The organism is Thermocrispum sp. (assembly GCF_002919275.1).
GTDB lineage: Bacteria > Actinomycetota > Actinomycetes > Mycobacteriales > Pseudonocardiaceae > Thermocrispum > Thermocrispum agreste.
This window is the reverse complement of the sequence record NZ_PKFA01000067.1, coordinates 20,782-37,854: the sequence shown is the minus strand read 5'-3', so window position 1 is coordinate 37,854 and position 17,073 is coordinate 20,782. Positions and strand designations below refer to the sequence as shown.

General features: G+C 70.4%; 17 protein-coding genes. 10 read left to right on the top strand and 7 right to left on the bottom strand.

Features of this window, described 5'->3' with window-relative positions; genetic code table 11:
• Positions 1-2 precede the first annotated feature (2 nt).
• From rapZ to whiA, 3 genes are read left to right on the top strand one after another with little or no spacing between them, the layout of a single operon-like run.
• The gene (gene rapZ / locus CXP56_RS17800) at positions 3-863 is read left to right on the top strand and encodes an RNase adapter RapZ (protein ID WP_156899066.1); all 861 of its coding nucleotides are present in this window, start codon (positions 3-5) and stop codon (positions 861-863) included.
• A 19-nt stretch (positions 864-882) separates the two neighbouring features.
• Complete coding sequence (locus CXP56_RS17795) at positions 883-1,833, top strand: gluconeogenesis factor YvcK family protein (protein ID WP_028846146.1); 951 nt, start codon at positions 883-885, stop codon at positions 1,831-1,833.
• A 58-nt stretch (positions 1,834-1,891) separates the two neighbouring features.
• Positions 1,892-2,878, top strand: a complete 987-nt coding sequence (gene whiA / locus CXP56_RS17790) for a DNA-binding protein WhiA (protein WP_028846145.1) — start codon at positions 1,892-1,894, stop codon at positions 2,876-2,878.
• A 121-nt stretch (positions 2,879-2,999) separates the two neighbouring features.
• On the opposite strand, the gene CXP56_RS17785 is transcribed toward whiA, so the two are convergent.
• Positions 3,000-3,641: a LysE family translocator gene (locus tag CXP56_RS17785; RefSeq protein ID WP_028846144.1), complete on the bottom strand. Its 642-nt coding sequence runs from the start codon at positions 3,639-3,641 to the stop codon at positions 3,000-3,002.
• A gap of 198 nt (positions 3,642-3,839) precedes the next feature.
• Between CXP56_RS17785 and CXP56_RS17780 the strand changes: the two genes are divergently transcribed.
• The 7 genes from CXP56_RS17780 to CXP56_RS17750 all read left to right on the top strand — a co-directional run bounded on the left by CXP56_RS17780 (position 3,840) and on the right by CXP56_RS17750 (position 9,506).
• A complete protein-coding gene (locus CXP56_RS17780; protein WP_286902036.1) occupies positions 3,840-5,018 on the top strand; it encodes a winged helix DNA-binding domain-containing protein in 1,179 nt (392 codons plus the stop codon).
• A gap of 51 nt (positions 5,019-5,069) precedes the next feature.
• Complete coding sequence (gene gap, locus CXP56_RS17775) at positions 5,070-6,074, top strand: type I glyceraldehyde-3-phosphate dehydrogenase (RefSeq protein ID WP_028846142.1); 1,005 nt, start codon at positions 5,070-5,072, stop codon at positions 6,072-6,074.
• Between the two features lie 18 nt (positions 6,075-6,092).
• Positions 6,093-7,295 carry a phosphoglycerate kinase gene (locus CXP56_RS17770; RefSeq protein ID WP_028846141.1) on the top strand — a complete coding sequence of 401 codons (1,203 nt, stop codon included), beginning with the start codon at positions 6,093-6,095 and terminating at the stop codon, positions 7,293-7,295.
• Entirely contained in the window at positions 7,292-8,077 is a 786-nt protein-coding gene (gene tpiA / locus CXP56_RS17765) for a triose-phosphate isomerase (RefSeq protein ID WP_028846140.1), read from the top strand. Before CXP56_RS17770 ends, tpiA begins: the two co-directional genes overlap by 4 nt.
• Positions 8,078-8,145: 68 nt before the next feature.
• A complete protein-coding gene (secG, locus tag CXP56_RS17760; RefSeq protein WP_028846139.1) occupies positions 8,146-8,376 on the top strand; it encodes a preprotein translocase subunit SecG in 231 nt (76 codons plus the stop codon).
• Between the two features lie 72 nt (positions 8,377-8,448).
• Positions 8,449-8,796 (top strand): RNA polymerase-binding protein RbpA, encoded by a 348-nt coding sequence (locus CXP56_RS17755; RefSeq protein WP_028846138.1) that lies wholly within the window; start codon positions 8,449-8,451, stop codon positions 8,794-8,796.
• The gene (locus tag CXP56_RS17750) at positions 8,793-9,506 is read left to right on the top strand and encodes a hypothetical protein (protein WP_286902031.1); all 714 of its coding nucleotides are present in this window, start codon (positions 8,793-8,795) and stop codon (positions 9,504-9,506) included. The genes CXP56_RS17755 and CXP56_RS17750 overlap by 4 nt, the downstream gene beginning before the upstream one ends.
• Positions 9,507-9,509: 3 nt before the next feature.
• On the opposite strand, the gene CXP56_RS17745 is transcribed toward CXP56_RS17750, so the two are convergent.
• The 6 genes from CXP56_RS17745 to tal form a co-directional block, all read right to left on the bottom strand.
• Positions 9,510-10,709, bottom strand: a complete 1,200-nt coding sequence (locus CXP56_RS17745) for a sensor histidine kinase (protein ID WP_084608763.1) — start codon at positions 10,707-10,709, stop codon at positions 9,510-9,512.
• Between the two features lie 395 nt (positions 10,710-11,104).
• Positions 11,105-11,881 carry a 6-phosphogluconolactonase gene (pgl, locus tag CXP56_RS17740; RefSeq protein ID WP_038044223.1) on the bottom strand — a complete coding sequence of 259 codons (777 nt, stop codon included), beginning with the start codon at positions 11,879-11,881 and terminating at the stop codon, positions 11,105-11,107.
• Positions 11,878-12,819 (bottom strand): glucose-6-phosphate dehydrogenase assembly protein OpcA, encoded by a 942-nt coding sequence (gene opcA / locus CXP56_RS17735; RefSeq protein ID WP_051309452.1) that lies wholly within the window; start codon positions 12,817-12,819, stop codon positions 11,878-11,880. The genes pgl and opcA overlap by 4 nt, the downstream gene beginning before the upstream one ends.
• Entirely contained in the window at positions 12,816-14,354 is a 1,539-nt protein-coding gene (gene zwf / locus CXP56_RS17730) for a glucose-6-phosphate dehydrogenase (protein ID WP_028846135.1), read from the bottom strand. The genes opcA and zwf overlap by 4 nt, the downstream gene beginning before the upstream one ends.
• The gene (locus tag CXP56_RS17725) at positions 14,354-15,961 is read right to left on the bottom strand and encodes a phosphoglucose isomerase-related protein (RefSeq protein ID WP_038044222.1); all 1,608 of its coding nucleotides are present in this window, start codon (positions 15,959-15,961) and stop codon (positions 14,354-14,356) included. Before CXP56_RS17725 ends, zwf begins: the two co-directional genes overlap by 1 nt.
• Positions 15,958-17,064: a transaldolase gene (tal, locus tag CXP56_RS17720; protein ID WP_028846133.1), complete on the bottom strand. Its 1,107-nt coding sequence runs from the start codon at positions 17,062-17,064 to the stop codon at positions 15,958-15,960. The genes CXP56_RS17725 and tal overlap by 4 nt, the downstream gene beginning before the upstream one ends.
• Positions 17,065-17,073 lie beyond the last annotated feature (9 nt).

The window sequence follows — 17,073 nt, the reverse complement described above, 5'->3', positions numbered from 1 at the left end:
GCATGCAGGTCGCGGTGGTGACCGGCCTGTCCGGTGCGGGTCGGAGCACGGCAGCCAAGTGCCTGGAGGACCTCGGCTGGTTCGTGGTCGACAACCTCCCGCCGGAATTGATCGCCACGATGGTCGAGCTGGGCGCCCAGGCCCGCGGAGCGGTCACCAAGATCGCGGTGGTCATGGACGTCCGGTCGCGCGCGTTCACCGACGACCTCGCGTCGGTGATCAAGGAACTGGACGCGCAGGGCTACAAGCCGCGCGTGCTGTTCCTGGAAGCCACCGACGAGGTGCTCATCCGCCGGTTCGACCAGGTGCGGCGCGGTCACCCGCTGCAGGGGGACGGCCGGCTGGTCGACGGGATCGCCGCGGAACGTGCGTTGCTGGCCCCGCTGCGCAACGAGGCCGACCTGGTGATCGAGACGTCGACGCTGTCGGTGCACGACCTGCGTGCCAAGATCGAGGACGCGTTCGGCACCGACGCGTCCTTGCGTACCCGCATCACCGTGCTGTCCTTCGGCTACAAGTACGGGCTGCCGATGGACGCCGACCTGGTGATGGACGTGCGTTTCCTGCCCAACCCGTTCTGGATCCCGGAGCTGCGCGACTTCACCGGCAAGGATCCCGAGGTGCGCAACTACGTGCTGTCGCAGGAGGGCGCGGAGGATTTCCTCGATCGCTACCAGGAGCTGCTGCGGCTGATCGGTGCGGGCTACCGGCGGGAGGGCAAGCGCTACCTGACCCTGGCGGTGGGCTGCACCGGCGGCAAGCACCGCAGCGTGGCGATGGCCGAGGAGCTGGCCCGCAGGCTGTCCGCCGAGGACGACAACGCGATCGTGAAGGTGGTGCATCGCGACCTTGGGCGGGAATGACCGTGGTGCGCTCCGCGCGGTGGCGTTGGGTGGCGGCCACGGTCTGCACGCGACGCTGCGAGCCCTGCGCCTGCTGACCCCGCACGTGACGGCGGTGGTGACGGTCGCCGACGACGGCGGGTCGTCCGGGCGGCTGCGGAACGAGCTGGGCGTGCTCCCGCCGGGGGATCTCCGCCAGGCGCTGTCGGCGCTGGCGACCGCGGACGTGGGGCCCACCGGCGACAACCTGTGGTCACGGGTGTTCCAGCGCCGGTTCGGCGGTACCGGCGCGCTCGCCGGGCACGCGGTCGGCAACCTGCTGCTGGCCGGGTTGTTCGAGGAGGTCGGCGACCCGGTGGTGGCGCTGGACGAGGCGTGCAAGCTGCTCGGGCTGAGCGGCCGGGTGCTGCCGATGTCGCCGGAACCGCTGTATATCGAAGCCGACGTCACCGGCCTGGACGAGTCGGGTGACCCGGACGCGGTGAGTGTCATCCGCGGCCAGGTCGCGGTCGCCGCCACGCCGGGCCGGGTGCGGCAGATCCGGTTGCACAACGCGGACGGGAAGCCGCCGCGGGCCTGCCAGGCGGCGGTGCAGGCGGTGCTGGACGCGGACGTGGTGCTGCTCGGCCCCGGATCGTGGTTCACCAGCGTGCTGGTGCACCTGCTGGTCCCGGACCTGCACGAGGCGCTGATCCGCACCACAGCGCGTAAGGTGATCGTGCTCAACCTGGTTCCCCAGCCGGGCGAGACGGCGGGTTTCTCGCCGGAGCAGCACCTGCACGTACTGGGACAGCATGCGCCGGAACTGAAAGCCGAAGCGGTGATCGCCGACCGGAAGTCGGTGCCCGCGCCGAGCAGGCTCCGGGCGGCTGCGGAGCGGCTCGGTGCCCGCGCGGTGCTGGCCGACGTGGCCGACGGCAACGGCCGCAGGCATGATCCAAATGCGCTGGCGGCCGTGGTGCGTAACGCTCTGGGGATGGAGAGGGAGTAGGACTGATGAAGGACGAGGCGGCGGGGCCGCCAGGGCCGTGGGGCGGGGGTGATCAGCGGTGGCGATGACCGCAGCGGTGAAGGACGAACTGAGCAGGCTGCAGATCACCAAGATCGGGCCGCGCAAGTCCGAGGTGGCCGCGATGTTGCGGTTCGCGGGCGGCCTGCACATCGTCGGCGGCCGGGTGATCATCGAGGCGGAGCTGGACACCGGGTCGGTGGCGCGGCGGCTGCGCAAGGAGATTCACGAGCTGTACGGGCACCAGTCCGACGTGCACGTGATCACCTCCAGCGGCCTGCGGCGGGGGACCAAGTACGTGGTACGGGTGGTCAAGGACGGAGAGAGCCTGGCCAGGCAGACCGGGCTGATCGACCACCGCGGCCGTCCGGTGCGCGGCTTGCCCGCGTCGGTGGTGTCCGGCGGCATCGCCGACGCCGAAGCGGCGTGGCGGGGCGCCTTCCTCGCGCACGGCTCGCTCACCGAACCCGGCCGGTCGTCGTCGCTGGAGATCACCTGCCCGGGCCCGGAAGCGGCGCTGGCGCTGGTCGGGGCGGCGCGGCGCATGGGAATCCAGGCGAAGTCCCGCGAGGTGCGCGGGGCGGACCGGGTCGTGGTCCGGGACGGCGACGCGATCGGAGCGCTGCTGACCAGGCTGGGCGCGCACAGCAGCGTCCTGCAGTGGGAAGAGCACCGCATGCGGCGGGAAGTGCGGGCCACGGCGAACCGGCTGGCCAACTTCGACGACGCGAACATGCGCCGGTCCGCGCGGGCGGCGGTGGCCGCGGCCGCGCGCGTGCAGCGGGCGATCGAGATCCTGGGGGATTCCGCACCCGAGCACCTGATGGCCGCCGGGAAGCTGCGGCTGAAGCATCGCCAGGCCTCGCTGGAGGAGCTGGGCCAGCTGGCCGATCCACCGATGACCAAGGATGCCGTGGCGGGCCGCATCCGCCGCCTGCTGGCGATGGCCGACAAGCGCGCCGCCGAGCTCGGCATCCCGAACACCGAGTCGGCGGTGACCGAGGAAATGCTCGAGGAGCACTCGTAGGCGCCACCGTGTGGACAGGCGCCACCGGGTGGAGCGCGCACGTGCGCAGCGGGCTCCACCTGGCCCGGCATCTCAGCGCGCGGACACACGAGCGGGGCGGCGCCGCCCCGCTCGGCGCGGATCAGCTGCGCGAGGTCATCAGCAGCCCGGTGCCCAGGCCGATCATGACCGCGCCGCCGGAGCCGCTGACCGTGGCCAGCCGGCGCGGGGAGCGGGCCAGCCACTGCCGGGCGGTACCCGCGGCCAGCGCCCACGTGCTGTCCAGCACCAGGGCGATCGCGGGCACGGCCAACCCGAGCAGCAGCACCTGCTGCGTCACGTTGCCCGCGGTGTGGTCGACGAACTGGGGCATGACCGCAGCGAAGAACACGATGGACTTCGGGTTGCAGAACCCGAAGACGACACCGTCGCGCAAGGCCGCCAGGGCTCGCCGGGGAGTCAGCGCGGGCGGCTCCGCGGCCGCCGCGACGAGCGCGCGGCGGTTCCGGATCGCCTGCACCCCCAGGTACACCAGGTAGGCGGCGCCGGCCACCTTGAGCACGGTGAAGGCGACCACGGAGCGTTCCACCAGCGCCCCGAGCCCGAACGCCACACCCACGACCTGCAGGTACACGCCGGCGGCATTGCCTGCCACGGTCATCAGCGCCTGCCTGCGCCCGGTGGTCAGCGCACGGCTCACCACGAACATCACGCTGGGGCCCGGTGTGGCCACCAGGACGAAGGCCAGCGCGGAGAACGCCACGACTTGTTCCCAGCTCACCATGACCGCAGCGTATGCGGCAGACAGCGGGGTGCCCAGTGAATTTCGCCAGGCGCCGCGAACGTCCGCCCAGGTCGGAGCGGAACCGCACGCGCACCGAAGCTGCGTCCACTGGATGCACGACGAAATCCAGACCGGAGCGGAACCGCACGCGCGTCGAAGCTGCCCGGTTCTGTCGGCTGTCCTTGTTAGAAACGACGCATGCGGATCGACGAGGCGCAGCGCCGCGCGCGCCTTGCCCGGCGGCACATGCTGGCCGCCCAGGACAGGGCGGACGACATCACCCAGGTGGCCGATGGGTTGGTGGCGCTGCATGCCACCAACCCGTCCTCGGTGTTCCTGTCGGCTCTCGTCCGCATGCGCAAGCCGTCCACAGCTGCGGTCGAGCAAGCCCTGTACGACGACCGGTCGCTGGTGCGCGTGCTCGGCATGCGGCGGACCGTGTTCGTCGTCCCCAGGGAGCTGGCGCCGGTGGTGCAAGCGGCGTGCACCGACGACGTCGCCGCCCGGGAGCGCCGCAGGCTGGTGCAGCAGCTGACGCGGAACGGTCATCCGGAGCCCGTGCCCGACGCCGAAACATGGCTGGCGACGGTGATGGACGAGACCGAGCGGGCACTGCGGGCCCGCGGGTCGGCGACCACGCAACAGCTCGCCGGCGACGTTCCCTCGCTGCGGCAGAAGCTGCTGTTGTCACCGGGCAAGAAGTACGAGTCGTTGGTCAATGTCGCGGGAAGTGTGGTCGCGTTGTTGGCCGCCGAGGGGCGCATCGTGCGCGGCCGTCCCCGGGGCAGCTGGTTGTCCTCGCAATACGTCTGGGAGCCGATGGACAGCTGGCTGGGCGACCAGGAGAAGCCGGACCCGGACGCGGCCAGGGCCGAGCTGGCCCGGCGCTGGCTGGGTGCGTTCGGGCCCGCGCAGGTTGCGGACCTGAAGTGGTGGACCGGCTGGACCATGGCGCAGACCCGCAAGGCGCTTGCCGCCGTCGGCCCGGTCGAGGTCGAGCTGGACTGCGGTCCCGGCATCGCCCTGCCGGACGATCTGGCCCCGGTGCCGGAGCCCGAGCCGTGGGTCGCACTGCTGCCCGAGCTCGATCCCACCGCGATGGGCTGGGCGGAACGCTCCTTCTACGTGGGTGAGCACCGCAAGGCGGTGTTCGACGGCAGCGGCAACGTCTGCCCGACGGTGTGGGCGGACGGGCGCATCGTCGGCGTGTGGGGACAGCGGCCCGGTGGCGAGATCGTCTACCTGCTGCTGACCGACGTCGGAGCAGACGTCATGGCCCGGGTGGACGCCGAAGTTGCCCGGTTGGGCGAGTGCCTCGGTGACGTGCGGGCCGTGCCGAAGTTTCCCACCCCACTGGCACGTGAGCTGACCGGGTGACCCGCTATGGTGGAGGGGCAGAGCCGATTCGATTCAGAGGAGATATCACTCGTGACGGTGCGCGTAGGTGTGAACGGCTTCGGCAGGATCGGCCGCAACTTCTTCCGGGCCGTCCAGGCGTCCGCTTCCGACATCGAGATCGTGGCGGTCAACGACCTGGTTGACAACGCGACGTTGGCGCACTTGCTGAAGTACGACAGCGTGCTCGGCAAGCTCGATGCCGAGATCAGCTCCGACGACGACGGCATCGTCGTCGGCGGCAAGCAGGTGCGGGTGTTCGCCGAGCGCGACCCGGAGAACCTGCCGTGGGGCGACCTCGGGGTGGACGTGGTGGTGGAGTCCACCGGCCGTTTCACCAAGGCCGAGGACGCGGCCAAGCACGTCAAGGGAGGCGCCAAGAAGGTCATCATCTCCGCGCCCGCCAAGGGTGAGGACCTGACCGTGGTGATGGGCGTCAACCACGAGGCCTACGACGGGTCGCAGACCATCATCTCCAACGCGTCCTGCACCACGAACTGCCTGGCGCCGCTGGCCAAGACGCTGCACGACGCATTCGGTATCGAACGTGGCCTGATGACCACGATTCACGCCTACACGCAGGACCAGAACCTGCAGGACGGTCCGCACCGCGACCTGCGCAGGGCTCGTGCCGCGGCGCTGAACATCGTGCCGACCTCCACCGGCGCGGCCAAGGCGATCGGCCTGGTGCTGCCGGAGCTGAACGGCAAGCTGGACGGGTACGCGCTGCGTGTCCCGGTGCCCACCGGTTCGACCACGGACCTGACCGCGACGCTGTCCCGCGAGACCACCGTGGACGAGGTCAACGAGGCCTTCCGGGCCGCGGCCGAGGGCCCGCTGAAGGGCATCCTGACCTACAACGAGGACCCGATCGTGTCCGCCGACATCGTCACCGACCCGGCGTCGTGCATCTACGACGCGCCGCTGACCAAGGTGATCGGCAACCAGGTCAAGGTGGTCGGCTGGTACGACAACGAGTGGGGCTACTCGAACCGGCTCGTCGACCTGTGCAAGCTGGTCGGCGCCAAGCTCAGCTGACGGGATCGGGCGACTGTGCTGAAGACGCTGGACGACCTGCTGCAAGAGGGCGTGTCCGGCCGCACGGTGCTGGTCCGTGCCGACCTGAACGTGCCGCTGGACGGCGACAAGATCACCGACGACGGCCGGGTGCGGGCCGCCCTGCCTGGCATCGCCAAGCTGGCCGAGGCCGGTGCGCGCGTCGTGGTGACCGCGCACCTGGGCCGCCCCAAGGGCAAGCCGGACCCGGCGTTCTCGCTGGCTCCGGTGGCCGCCCGGTTGGGCGAGCTGCTCGGCAAGGACGTGCGGCTGGCCGCCGACGTGGTGGGCGAGAGCGCCAAGGCCACGGTGGCCGGGCTGGCCGACGGTCAGGTGGCGCTGCTGGAGAACGTACGGTTCGACCCGCGGGAGACCAGCAAGGACGACGCGGAGCGCGGCGAGTTCGCTCGTGAGCTCGCCGCGTTGGTCGGTGCCGGCGCCGCATTCGTCTCGGACGGCTTCGGCGTCGTGCACCGCAAGCAGGCCTCGGTGTACGACGTGGCGCGCGAATTGCCCGCGTACGCCGGCGGTCTGGTGCTGTCCGAGGTCGAGGTGCTGCGCAAGCTCACCGAGGGCGAGGTGGAGCGGCCGTACGTCGTCGTGCTCGGCGGCTCGAAGGTCTCCGACAAGCTCGCGGTGATCGAGGCGCTGCTGCCCAGGGTGGACAAGCTGCTGGTCGGCGGGGGCATGTGCTTCACGTTCCTGGCCGCCCAGGGCCACGCGGTCGGCGGCTCGCTGCTGGAAGAGGACATGATCGACACCTGCAAGCGGCTGCTCGCCGACGCGGGTGACAAGCTGGTCCTCCCGCAGGACGTGGTGGTCGCCGACAAGTTCGCCGCGGACGCCAACACGCAGACCGTGGCCGCCGACTCGATTCCGGAGTCCTGGCTCGGCCTGGACGTCGGGCCGCAGACGGTGGCGGCGTTCGGCCAGGTGCTGGCGGAGGCGCGCACGGTGTTCTGGAACGGCCCGATGGGTGTGTTCGAGATGGCGCCGTTCGCCGCGGGCACTCGCGGCGTGGCCGAGGCGATCGGGAAGTCCGAGGCGTTCTCGGTGGTCGGTGGTGGCGACTCCGCCGCTGCGGTGCGCCAGCTCGGCCTGGCCGAGGAGTCCTTCTCGCACATCTCCACCGGCGGCGGCGCGTCGCTGGAGTTCCTGGAGGGCAAGACGCTGCCCGGTATCGACGTTCTGGAGCGCTCGTGAGCCGCAAACCGCTGATCGCCGGCAACTGGAAGATGAACTGCACCCATCTCGAGGCGATCGCCCTGGTGCAGAAGATCGCTTTCACGTTGCCGGAGAAGTACTACGCCAAGGTGGACGTGGCCGTGCTGCCGCCGTTCACCAGCATCCGCAGCGTCCAGACGCTGGTCGACGGGGACAAGTTGCTGCTCACCTACGGTGCGCAGGACTTGTCCCCGCACGACAGCGGCGCCTACACCGGCGACGTGTCCGGCCCGATGCTGGCCAAGCTGGGCTGCTCGTTCGTCACGGTCGGCCACTCGGAGCGGCGTGAGTACCACGCGGAGTCCGACGAGCTGATCAACAAGAAGGTGCGGGCGGCGCTCAAGCACGGCATCAGCCCGATCCTGTGCGTGGGGGAGAAGCTCGAGGTGCGGGAGGAGGGCAAGCACATCGAGCACACCACCGCCCAGGTGGTGGCCGGGCTGAAGGGGCTCAAGGCCGAGCAGGTCGAGAACGTGGTGATCGCCTACGAACCGGTGTGGGCGATCGGCACCGGCCGGGTGGCCACCCCGTCGGACGCGCAGGAGGTGTGCGCGGCGATCCGCTCCACCATCGCCGCCAAGTACGGGCAGGAGCTGGCCGACGGACTCCGCGTGCTCTACGGCGGATCGGTGAAGGCCAGCAACATCGCCGACTTGATCAAGCAGCCGGACATCGACGGCGCGCTGGTGGGCGGGGCGAGCCTGGACGCGGACGAGTTCACCAAGCTGTGCGCGCTCGCCGCCGGAGGGCCGCTGCCGTAGCGGTGAACCGGCCCGGGTAGCCTTGACCAGCACGTGACGCGAAAGCCGACATCCGCAACGAGGACACGATGAAGCTCTTCCTGCAAATCCTGCTGGTGGTCTCCAGCATTCTGCTGATCATCGCCGTTCTGCTGCACAAGGGACGCGGTGGCGGCTTGTCCTCGCTGTTCGGTGGTGGCACCCAGTCGAGCCTTGCCGGGTCCAGCGTGGCGGAGAAGAACCTGGACCGCATCACGCTGTTCATCGGAGCGATCTGGATGATCTGCGTGGTGGGGCTCGGCCTGCTGCTCAAGGTGTGACCGTCGGCGTTCCACGCTCGCGGCATGTCAGCGCGATCAGTCAGCGCGAAGGTAGGGGTGTGAACACCTATGGTGAGTGGCGGTAGCGCTATTCGGGGAACCAGAATCGGTGGTGGCGGCCCAAGCACTGAGTCCGAGCGTGGCGAGCCGGTTCCGCGCGTGCCGGTCTCGTACTGGTGTCTGAACAAGCACGAATCGCGGCCGTACTTCGCCGTCGGCGCGGAAATTCCCGACGAGTGGGAGTGCCCGAGCTGCGGGCTGCCTGCCGGGCGTGACCCGGAGAACCCCCCGAAGCCGAAACGGCCCGAGCCGTACAAGACGCATTTCGCGTACGTGAAGGAACGCCGCACCGACGAAGAGGGCGCCGCTATCCTCGCCGAAGCCCTGGAGCGGTTGCGCAAGCGTCGCGAAGGGAAGTGACCACGCCGGATCCGGCCGTGGACCCGCTCGGCTACCCGGGCAGGCCCGCGGCCGGTTCCGGTTGTCTCGTGCACGGCCGGTTCGAACGGGTCGCCGATCGTCGGCAGCTGGCAGAGGACCTGGCCGCGCTGGACGCCGTGCCACTCGAAGCGCGCCATCCGGTGCTCGCCGTGGGGGCGAACGCGTCGCCGGAACGCCTCGCTGCGAAGCTGGGTTCGCTGGCCGTCGTGCCCATGACGGCCGCTGAGGTCGAGGGTCTGGCGGTCGGCGTGTCGGCCCACGTCAGTCCGCAACGCTATGTCCCTGCGGCGCCGATCAGTGCTCCCGGGGAACGGCACCGCCTTGTCGTGGTGTGGTTGGACAGCGATCAGCTGGCTGCCGTGGACCGGACCGAGCCCAACTACCGGCGTGTGCCCTTGCCGATGCCGGTCCAGGTTCCGCTGGTGGGCGGGACGGTCGACTGTGACGTGTACGCCGGCCGGTGGGGCTGCCTCGTCGACGAGAATGGTCGGCCGCGTCGGCTCGGCGATCAGCGCGCCTTGCTGCGTGATCTGCTCGGTCGCTCGCCCGAGCTTCGCGCGCTGTTCGGCAAGACACCGGAAGAATTCGTGCGAGCGGCGGGCGACCCGGCGAGGCGGGCCAGGGCGCGGGACATCATGGTGGCCGAGGGATGGGTCGCGCCTCAGCCGGAGTTCGCGGTCACGCCATGACCGTCACTGTTTCAGCGGGTAGTGCGCCCGCACCTCGAATCCACCGTCGGCTGTCGAGCGGGCGTGGAACGTACCGTTCAGCAGCATGGCGCGCTCGGCCAGCCCAGCCAGCCCATGGCCGCCGGACGGCAGTTTGGGCGTGCAGCGGGGCCGTTCGCGTGGCTTGTCGTTGCGCACCTCGACCCGCAGCTCCTGGTAGGCGTAGTGCACTCGGATCGTGGCGGTGGCCCCGGGAGCATGCTTGTGCACGTTGGTCAACGCCTCTTGCACCGTGCGGAAAGCAGCGGCGGAGACCTGCGGCGGGATGTCGGCCGGCAACTGCTCGACGGTGAGGCGTACCGGAACGTCGACGTCACGAACCAGTCTGCCGAGCGCATCCAATCCCGGTGCGGGCAGCTCTTCGTCACTGTCCGCCCGCAGCATGCCGAGCAGGGAACGCAACTCCTCGAGGGCGCGCGTGCTGAGCGAGCGGATCGACTCCGCTGCGCGCTTCATGGCGTCCGGGGAGCTCGCACATTCCATCGCGTTGGCCTGCATGGCGATCAACGTGACTTCGTGGGAGACGACGTCGTGCATCTCCCGCGCCAGCTTGGCCCGCTCGTCGGCGCGGACTGCGCGAGCGTAGGCGTGCCGCTCACGAAGCTGGTTCTCTTCCAGCTCGCGATACCGGCGGAGCAGGTCCTGCCGCATCGCAACCAGCAGCCCGATGGCGACCGGCATGGCGGCCACCACGCCGCCGTAGATCACGTCCAGCCCGTACTGCTGCCAAGGCAGGTCGGCCATCTCCGGCAGTGGCCAGGTGACGAAGCGGCACAGGAACACCAGGCCGGCGCCCAGCCAGGTCTTCCAGGACATGCCGACGCGGTAGGCCAGATAGCCGACGGCGATCATGGCGGCGAGCTGCGCCCAGCCGGCGAAGAACCCGGGTACCGTGCCGAGCACGGCCGCCAACGGGAACCGGCGGCGGAACAGCAACGCGGCGCAGGCCAGCCAGGACAGCACCGTCGACTCGGTTCCGACGGGTACACCGGGGACGGCAAGCCAGACGTCCAGTGCGGCGATCGCGATCACGGCCACGTCGATCAGCAGGGTCCGCGTGCTCGGTCGACGCAGCAGCGCGGGCACGTCCGGCCATGTGAGGACCCTGACCGGCCGCACATTCCCGAACCGCAACGGCGGTGTCGAGATGTTCTGGATGCTCATGTGTCCCCGACCTCCAGTTGATCTCACTGCACAACCACGGCAGGCCTCGCGTCGCGGACGAAGGCCGTCGTGAATGCACACGGTGCGCGGCACCGCTCTCACTTGTGGAGATGCCGGAGATCACTCGAAGGGGACGCGCGGTGGTCAACTTTCCCAAATTGTGTGCAGATGCAAAGGTATATTTCCGGCGATACCCGGCAAGGCCAATGAAGTTGCCGCGTACGGGTCCTGCGAACGCGTGTCATCCTGCCCGGGAAGGCGTTACCCCAAGTGGACGCTTGCCGGCCCGGAACCCGTCACCGGCCGGGTAGCGGGCACGGTCATTTCACCTGCCCAGGTGGACGACAGGGCCCGTCACGGGTGACCGGACAGGGGAAGAGCCGGCCGGACAGCCGTCAGGCCAGCAGCGGGAACTCTGCGCGCGGAATGCGACTTGCCGCCGCCGCGTCGATCAGCCACCGGGTGCGCACCTGACCGCTCACCCCGGCCACCGGGATCTGCACCTCACCCGCCCCCGACAGGGCCAGGGCCACCGCGTCGGCCTTCGACTCACCCGCGGTGATCACCCACACCTCGGCAGCCCGGCGAATGGCAGGCAGGGTCAGCGAAATCCGGGTCGGCGGCGGCTTGGGGCAGTTGCGTACCGCCACCACCGTGCTGTCCACCGCATACACGGCGGGCGATTCGGGGAAGATCGACGCGGTGTGGCCCTCCCCGCCCATGCCGAGCAGGAGCAGGTCGAACACCGGGACGCCACGATGGTGGCTGCGCCCGGCATGCTCGGCGAGCAAGTCCGCGTAGGCGGCCGCCGCAGCTTCCGGGTTGTCCCCGTACGGCCCGTCGGACGCCGGCATCGGATGAACGCGATCGGGATCGACCGGCACGTGGTCCAGCAGCGCCTGTCGGGCTTGCAGCTCGTTGCGCTCCGGGTCGCCTGCCGGGACGAAGCGCTCGTCCCCCCAGTAGATGTCCACGTTGGACCAGTCGACGGCATCGCACGCGGGGGAGCGGCGCAGCTGCTCCAAGGTGGCGATCCCGACGCCGCCGCCGGTCAACACCAACGACGCCGAGCCCTTCGCCGCTTGCACGTCGACCAGCTTCGTCACCAGCCGCGCGGCGGTGGCCGCAGCCAGCGACTCGGCGTTGCGATGCACCACGATGTGCCGGGTCACGCCACCCCTGCCTTCCTCCTGGCCTTCAACTGCCGCACACCGGCCAGCGCCCTGGCGTAGATCTCGTCCGGATCCAGCCGGTGCAGTTCCTCGGTCAACACGTCCGACACGCTGCGCCGCTGCAGAGCGATGCGACGGGTCGGCTGGCCGGGCTGCGACAGGGTGCCGATCCGCCCGTCCGGCCGGTACAGCTCGATCGGCCCGGAGGCGCGCTCCAACCGCACGCCCACGATGCCCTGCTGGCCTTCCTCGGCCTTCATCCGGCGCACCGGCACCTGCAGGTAGTCGAGCAGCCAGCCGGCCAGCAGCTCGGTCGACGGCGAGTCGGACTGCCCAGTCACGGTCGCGCTGGTCACCGGCTCGAACGGGGGCAGGTCGAGTGCGGCCACCAGCTGCGCCCGCCACAGCGTCAGCCGTGCCCATGCCAGGTCGGTGTCGCCGTCGGCGTAGTGCTCCGCCCGTGCCCGCAGGGCGCGCACGGGATTGCGTTCCGCTGCCGAATCGGTGATCCGGCGCTGCGCGAGCGCCCCGAGCGGGTCCGCCGACGGATTGCGCGGGCCCGCACCCGGCCACCACGTGACGATCGGAGCGTCCGGCAGCAGCAGCGGCATCACCGCCGTCTCGGCTTCCCTGGCCAGCGCCCCGTACAACCGCAGCACGATCACCTCACCGGCGCCGGCGTCGCCGCCGACCCGGATCTGCGCGTCGATCCGCGGTGCCGCGGACCGGGATCCGCGGGCCGCCACGATGATCCGCGCCGGGTGCATGCGCGAGGCGTCGTTGGCCGCCTCGATGGCGTCCTCCAGCTCGGTGGAGTCGTCCGTGACGATGACCAGGGTCAGCACCCGGCCCAGCGCCACCGCGCCACCACGCAGCCGCAGGTCGACCAGCTTGGCGTTGATCTGGGACGCCGTGGTGGACGGCAAGTCGACGATCACGGCCGCCTCCAGTGTCGTCCGGTCCTGGCCAGCAGCGCGTCGGCGCTCGGCGGGCCCCAGCTGCCCGGCGGGTACGGTTCCGGCCGGGTGCCGGAGCGTTCCCAGTGCTTGAGCACCGGGTCCAGGATCTGCCAGGACAGCTCGACTTCCTCGTTGCCGGGGAACAGCGACGGTTCACCCAGCAGCACGTCCAGGATCAGCCGCTCGTAGGCCTCCGGCGAGGACTCGGTGAACGCGTGCCCGTAGCCGAAGTCCATCGTCACGTCCCGGACTTCCATGGTCGAGCCGGGCACCTTGGACCCGAACCGCAGCGTGACCCCCTCGTCCGGCTGGATGCGGACGACCAGCGCGTTCTGGCCCAGCTCCTCGGTGGCGGTGTGGTCGAACGGCAGGTGCGGCGCGCGTTTGAACACCACCGCGATCTCCGTCACCCGGCGGCCCAGCCGCTTGCCGGTGCGCAGGTAGAACGGCACCCCGGCCCAGCGGCGGTTCTGCACGGCCAGCGTCACCGCCGCGTAGGTCTCGGTGGTCGAATCCTTGGCGAACCCTTCCTCCTCGAGCAGGCCGCGCACTTTCACGCCGCCCTGCCAGCCGCCGGTGTACTGGCCGCGCGCGGTGGTCTCGTCGAACGGCTCGACCGCCTTGGTGGCCCGCAGCACCTTGACCTTCTCGGCGCGCAGCTGAGACGGCTCGAACGACAGCGGCTCCTCCATCGCGGTGAACGCCAGCAGCTGCAGCAGGTGGTTCTGGATCACGTCCCGCGCGGCGCCGATGCCGTCGTAGTACCCGGCGCGGCCGGCCAGGCCGATGTCCTCGGCCATGGTGATCTGCACGTGGTCGACGTAGTTGGCGTTCCAGATCGGCTCGAACAGCTGGTTGGCGAACCGCAGCGCCAGGATGTTCTGCACCGTCTCCTTGCCCAGGTAGTGGTCGATGCGGAACACCGACTCCTCGTCGAACACCGAGTTGACCACCTGGTTCAGCTCGATCGCCGACTGCAGGTCGTGGCCGAACGGCTTCTCGATCACCACCCGCCGCCACACCCCGGGCGGCTGCCCGCCACCGGCCAGGCCGTGCTCGGCCAGCTGCCGGGTGACCGTGGGGAACGCGCCGGGCGGGATGGACAGGTAGAACGCGTGGTTGCCGCCGGTGCCGCGCTGCTCGTCCAGCTCGGCCACCGTCTTGGCCAGCTGCCGGAACGCTTCGTCGTCGTCGAACGAGCCCTGGACGAACCGGATGCCTTCGGCCAGCCGGGCCCACACGTGCTCGCGGAACGGCGTGCGGGCGTGCTCGCGCACCGAATCGTGCACCAGCTGACCGAAATCCTGGTCGGCCCAGTCCCGGCGGGCGAAGCCGACCAGCGAGAAACCCGGCGGCAGCAATCCGCGGTTGGCCAGGTCGTACACCGCGGGCATGAGCTTCTTGCGCGACAGGTCACCAGTCACCCCGAAGATCACCAGGCCGCACGGCCCCGCGATGCGCGGCAGCCGCTTGTCGCGCTCGTCACGCAGCGGATTGACCCAGTTGGCGGGCATCACAGTCCCTGGATCGCCCGGACCACGTCGGCCAGGCCTGCCGCCCGGTCGGCCAGGTGCAGCCGCAGCACCGGCCGCTGGAGGTCGCTCAGCACCTGGCCGTCACCGAGGGCCTGCGCCAGCTGCAGCTCGCCCAGCGTGTACGGCCGGCCGGGCACCTCCAGGTCGTCCGGCGAGTCGCCGGTGATCTGCAGGAAGGCGCCGTTCGGATGGCCGCCCTTGTGGTACTGGCCGGTGCTGTGCAGGAACCGCGGCCCCCAGCCGAAAGTCACCTGCCGCCCGGTGCGCTTGGCCAGCTCGGTGCGCAGCAGCGAAGCGGACGCATCGTCCTCGCGATTCAGGTACGCCTGCACGGCCAGGTAACCGCCCTCGGGAATCTGCTCGGCGAACTTCCGTATCGTCTCGGTGAGGTCGCCACCTGCGCTGACCCCCGGCCCGGGGAACACCTGCACCGCGCCTGCGGTCAGCGCAGGCTCCGGCTGCTCGGCACCGGGGGAGTCGAGCAGACCGCGGGCCGCCTTCTTGGCCGCCTCGACGTCCGGCTGGTCGAACGGGTTGATGCTCAGCAGGCTGCCCAGCAGTGCCGTGACGTACTCCCAGAACAGGAACTGCTCGCCCAGCTGCAGCCGCACCGACACCGCCGCACCGTCGACGGGCTCGCCGATGGCGACGGTGGTGGCGTCCGCACCCGCGTCGGCGAAACCGGGCGCGTCCACCGATTCGACGATCACCGGCAGCACACCGGTGCGGTCCTTGCCGGTGGACTCGGCGATCAGCTGCTCGATCCAGTCACCCAGGCCGGGAATGCCGGAGTCGTGATCGGCGATGACCAGCTTCTCCGCGCCGTTGTCGTGCGCCGCCGCCAGCGCGGCGGCCAGCCGGATCGCCGGGTTCTGCGGATCGTCCGCGGCCAGCTTCTCCCGGATCACCGCCGCCTGGTCCAGCAGGCGGGCGATGTCCGCACCGGCCAGCCCGGCGGGCACCAGGCCGAACGCCGACAACGCCGAATACCGGCCGCCGACGTTCGGGTCGGCCAGGAACAGCCTGCGGTAGCCCTCCTTGTCGGCCAGCTCGGCCAGCGGGGACCCGGGGTCGGTCACCACGATCATCCGGCGCCCCGGGTCGACGCCCGGGTTCTGCTCGGCGAACGCCTGGGCGAAGATCCGGCGCTGGCTGTCGGTCTCCACCGTGGTGCCGGACTTCGACGACACCACCAGCACGGTGCGGTTCAGGTCGCCGGCCAGCGCGTCGGCCACCTGGCCGGGGTCGGTGGTGTCCAGGATGGTCAGCGGGACCCCTTCGGTGCGGCTGATCACCTCCGGGGCCAGCGACGAGCCGCCCATGCCTGCCAGCACCACCCGCTCGATGCCTTCGCCTGCCAGCTCGGATCGCAACGTCGCCACGTCGCCGATCAGATCGCGCGACGTGGCGTGCAGCTTCGTCCATCCCAGCCGGATCGCGGCCTCGGCCTCGGCCGCCGGTCCCCACAGCGTGGGATCCTGCTCGCTGATCCGGGACGCGGCCCGCTGCTCGACGAGCCGCTGAACATGGCCTTCGGCAGCCGCCGCGAGCTCCGCGGCGATCGTCACGCTGTCGGTCACACTCACCCCTCGCTGGCGGCCACGAGCTGACCGTTGACCGTCTCCAGCAGCTCGGACCACGACTTGTCGAACTTGCTCACGCCTTCGTCCTCCAACACCCGGAAGACGTCGTCCAGGTCGACGCCGAGGTCGGCCAGCCGCTGGAAGACCTCGTCCGGATCGCTGTCGTCGGAGGCCTCCAGCTTGGCATGATCGGCCGCGGCGAGCAGCGTCTTCTCCGGCATCGTGCTGACCGTTCCCGGGTAGATCAACTCGTCGACGTAGAGCGTGTCGGAGTACTCCGGGTTCTTGGTGCCGGTCGACGCCCACAGCGGGCGCTGCGGGTTGGCCCCCGCGTCCTTCAGCGCCTGCCACCGCTGGCCGGCGAAGACCTCCTGGTAGGCCGCCCATGCCCGCCGGGCGTTGGCCACCGCCGCCTTGCCGAGCAGCGCCTTCGCCTCGTCGGTGCCGATCTCCTGCAGCCGCTTGTCGATCTCGGTGTCCACCCGGGACACGAAGAACGACGCGACCGAGTGGATCCGGCTCAGGTCGTGTCCGTTGGCCTTGGCCTGCTCCATCCCGGCGAAGAAGGCCTCCATCACCTGGCGGTACCGCTCGATGGAGAAGATCAGCGTGACGTTGACGCTGACCCCTTCGGACAGCACCCGGGTGATGGCAGGCAGCCCCTCCTCGGTGGCCGGGATCTTCACCAGCAGGTTGGGCCGGTCGATGGTCTTGGCCAGGTCCAGCGCCTCCACCACGGTCTTCTCGGCGTCCCGTGCCATACGCGGGTCCACCTCGATGGACACCCGGCCGTCGACACCGCCGGTGGACTGGAACGTCTCCAGGAACACGTCGCACGCGTCGCGCACGTCGGTGGTGGTGAGCTCACGCACCGCCTGCTCCAGGTCGGCGCCGCGCTTGGCCAGTTCGCGCACCTGCTCGTCGTAGGCCTGCCCGTTGGCGAGCGCGTTGGCGAAGATGGTCGGATTCGTGGTGACGCCGACGACGTGGTACTCGGCGATGAGCCGGGCCAGCTTGCCGGACCTGATGTGCTCGCGAGACAGGTCGTCCAGCCAGACCGAGACCCCGGCGGCGGACAACCCGGCGAGGCGGGTGGGTGAAGTCATGGTGTCGGT